Source organism: Bacillus sp. LR_5 (assembly GCF_042709275.1).
In genome coordinates this window covers 1-3,033 of record NZ_JAVAXX010000476.1, presented here as the reverse complement: position 1 = coordinate 3,033, position 3,033 = coordinate 1, and the positions used below count along the sequence as shown (strand labels likewise).

The window sequence follows — 3,033 nt, the reverse complement described above, 5'->3', positions numbered from 1 at the left end:
ACAGCTATATTTACGATAATGCGGCTTTGATGCGGCGCAGGCCGTCCTGCAGGGTTGCAAGAGAGCATCCTGCGTTCAGGCGCATAAATCCTTCTCCGCCAGGCCCGTATTTCGTCCCGGGCTCTAAAATAACTTTTCCTTTTTTTAGCATTCTTTGCTGAAGCTCTGCATCGGACAAGCCGTAAGAGCTGAAGTCGAGCCAAATCAAGTATGATGCATCCGGCTTCATCATTTTGACCTTTGGCAGCTCGGTGCTCAAAAAGGCTTCCGCTTCGTTCATGTTTTTCTCAATGTAAGTGATCAATTCATCAAGCCACGGTCCGCCTTTTGAATACGCGGCTTCGATTGCAGTGACGGCAAACGCGTTCAGTCCGCCTAAACCATTTCGCTGAAGGCTTGCGGAAAACTTGGCGCGCTTCAGGCGATCCGGAATAATGATCGCTGAAGCCTGCAATCCGGCGATATTAAATGTTTTGCTTGGAGCAGCACATGTCACAGAAATATCAGCGAAATCGACAGAGAGCGAAGCGAACGGCGTGTGTTTATGTCCGTACAGCATTAAATCGGAATGGATTTCATCCGATACAACTGTGACGCCATGCTCAAGGCACAATTCGCCTAGCTTCAGTAAATCTTCCCGGCTCCATGAACGCCCAGAAGGGTTATGAGGATTGCATAAAATAAACAATGTAACGCTTGGGTCACGAAGCTTCGTCTCCAAATCTTCAAAATCCATTGCATATGCGCCGTCTTTTTCTAGCAGCGGATTATGTAAAATGTGCCGGCCGTTTTTCTCCACCATATGGTAAAAAGGCGTATAAACTGGAGGCTGAACAACTACTTGATCGCCAGGCTCCGTAAAAGCTTGTACCGCCATGCTCAAAGCTGTTACAACGCCGGGGCTGAATGTGATGCTTTCCGGATTTACCTTCCAGCCGTGCCTGTTTTGCATCCATCCGCACACAGCATCCTTCGTTTTTTGATCTGGAGTTGTATAACCAAAAATACCGTGGTCAAGACGCTCTTTTAACGCTTCAGTTATCGCTTCCGGGGCGCGAAAATCCATATCCGCCACCCACATCGGGAGTGCGTCTGTCACGCCAAATAATTCGCCTGTTTTGTCCCATTTGACAGATTGGGTGCCAAGGCGTTCTTCTCGTTTATCAAAGTTCATTCTGTTACCCCCTCATGTATGTTTATTCTTCTAAGCTTCACTATGATAAGATAGAACTGCAAATTTTATTATAAGCGGTGATGAATATGGAAGAAAGTCAAGCGGTCAGGGAAATGATTAAGATCATTGCCAAATGGGACCCGTTTAAATATGGAGAAGGGTTTTACGAAACGGAGGCTGTTGATGTCGTGCAGGCAGTCTATGATGAAGACGATCCTGACGTGCTGGCGAAAAGCATTCAGCAAATATTTGAAACTTCTTTTGAACAAACGCTGCCGATCGACAGCTGCCGGGAAGTGGCTGGCCAGCTTTTATTCATTAAAAACAGCAGCTCCTGCACGCCTTAAAAAAACCGGTTCAGCACCGGTTTTTTTAATTGATAAAATCAGCAATGTGTTCAGAAACAAGTTCAGGCCGTTCTTCAGGCACCAGATGTCCGGTCTGGCCAAGTGAGTACAGCACGGAATTAGGCAAATCTGCGTGCAGCCGTTTACCGATCTCCATTGGGACAATTCGATCCTCCTCGCCCCAAATCAACAGAGCAGGTTTGTTCATTTTCTTCAATTGCTCGGGTTCTAAATCTCCTTCTCTGTGGCGGATAAACCTTGTCATGGCTTTGAAAATCTGCTCGTCCTGAAACGGTCTGCCATAGCCGTCAATCATCTCCTCATCAATCAGCGATTTGTCATGCACCACATTTAATAAATTTTTCATCACGCCTTCTTTCGAGAGCCAGCGTTTGATATAAAGATGAAAATACGGGATATGGGTCCCGAAAATGATCGTCGGGTGTGAACGTTTTAAATATCCCGAACTGCAAAGCAGCACAACCTTTGAAAAAAGCTCCGGTTTTTGGAGCGCAGCAGACAGCGATATCTGTCCGCCCATAGAATGCCCGACAAGCACAGCCTGCTTCACTTGCAAGTGCTCCAAAATCCCAATGACAAGCTTAGCAAGGTTTTGATAGGTATAGATAAACGTTCTTGATTTTTCAGATTGGCCGAAAGGAGGCAAATCAAGCGCGATGATGTCGTACTTGTCCCGAAGGAGAGGAATTACTTTTCTGAAGCTGAATGCAGATGATAAAAAACCGTGTACGCAGACCAGCGTTTGCCTGCCGGGATTTTGATAATGTTCGTAGTATACATTGACTCCATCGACCGTAAACCGCCTTATTGGTGAAACCGCCTCCATTCTGTGTCACTCCCTTTTTTTGATGGTTGTATTATGCCCTGAAATTGTAAATTCTAGCGGAAGTTTCTCCTCGTTTTTTCTTAGCATTCGTCAAAAAACGTGATATAATGTCATGAGATTTCTTGACATTGCAAAGGTGTGAATCAAATGAAATTGACAGAAAAAGAAACAGAAATATTAGAAATTTTAGACGAAAACAGCCGCGCCGATTTAGAAACAATCGCAAAGATGGCGGGCATCCCTGTAAATGAAGTAAAAACAATTATTGACAAACTGGAGAAAGAAAAGGTTATTATCGATTATTCCGCTATGATTGATTGGCGAAAAGTAGACGGACATGAGGGCGTTACGGCCATGATCGACGTCAAAGTAACGCCGAAGCGGGGCGTCGGTTTTGATGAAGTGGCGGAACGGATTTACCGATTCCAAGAGGTTGAATCAGTTTACCTGATGTCAGGCGTATACGATTTGTCTGTCGTGATTCGCGGCAATTCGATGTCTGACGTAGCGCGTTTTGTTTCGGATAAACTCTCAACGCTTGATTCAGTTGTATCTACGACAACCCATTTTATCCTGAAAAAATACAAGCATGACGGCAAAGTGTTTGAAACAGGAGACGACGACAAAAGAATCGTGGTGTCACCGTAAATGACTTCGTATTTATC

Annotated in this window: 4 protein-coding genes; 2 read left to right on the top strand and 2 right to left on the bottom strand. The window is 45.1% G+C overall.

Going from position 1 to position 3,033, the window contains the following annotated elements; all coding sequences use genetic code 11:
* Positions 1–10 precede the first annotated feature (10 nt).
* The gene (gene patB, locus RAC86_RS37275; RefSeq protein WP_377886819.1) at positions 11–1,174 is read right to left on the bottom strand and encodes a cystathionine beta-lyase PatB; all 1,164 of its coding nucleotides are present in this window, start codon (positions 1,172–1,174) and stop codon (positions 11–13) included.
* 86 nt (positions 1,175–1,260) lie between these two features.
* On the opposite strand from patB, the gene RAC86_RS37270 reads away from it, so the two are divergent.
* Positions 1,261–1,521 (top strand): YugE family protein, encoded by a 261-nt coding sequence (locus RAC86_RS37270; RefSeq protein WP_080529727.1) that lies wholly within the window; start codon positions 1,261–1,263, stop codon positions 1,519–1,521.
* A 25-nt stretch (positions 1,522–1,546) separates the two neighbouring features.
* On the opposite strand, the gene RAC86_RS37265 is transcribed toward RAC86_RS37270, so the two are convergent.
* A complete protein-coding gene (locus RAC86_RS37265; RefSeq protein ID WP_014480683.1) occupies positions 1,547–2,368 on the bottom strand; it encodes an alpha/beta fold hydrolase in 822 nt (273 codons plus the stop codon).
* 147 nt (positions 2,369–2,515) lie between these two features.
* On the opposite strand from RAC86_RS37265, the gene RAC86_RS37260 reads away from it, so the two are divergent.
* The gene (locus RAC86_RS37260; protein ID WP_009968070.1) at positions 2,516–3,016 is read left to right on the top strand and encodes an Lrp/AsnC family transcriptional regulator; all 501 of its coding nucleotides are present in this window, start codon (positions 2,516–2,518) and stop codon (positions 3,014–3,016) included.
* The last annotated feature ends 17 nt before the right edge of the window (positions 3,017–3,033 follow it).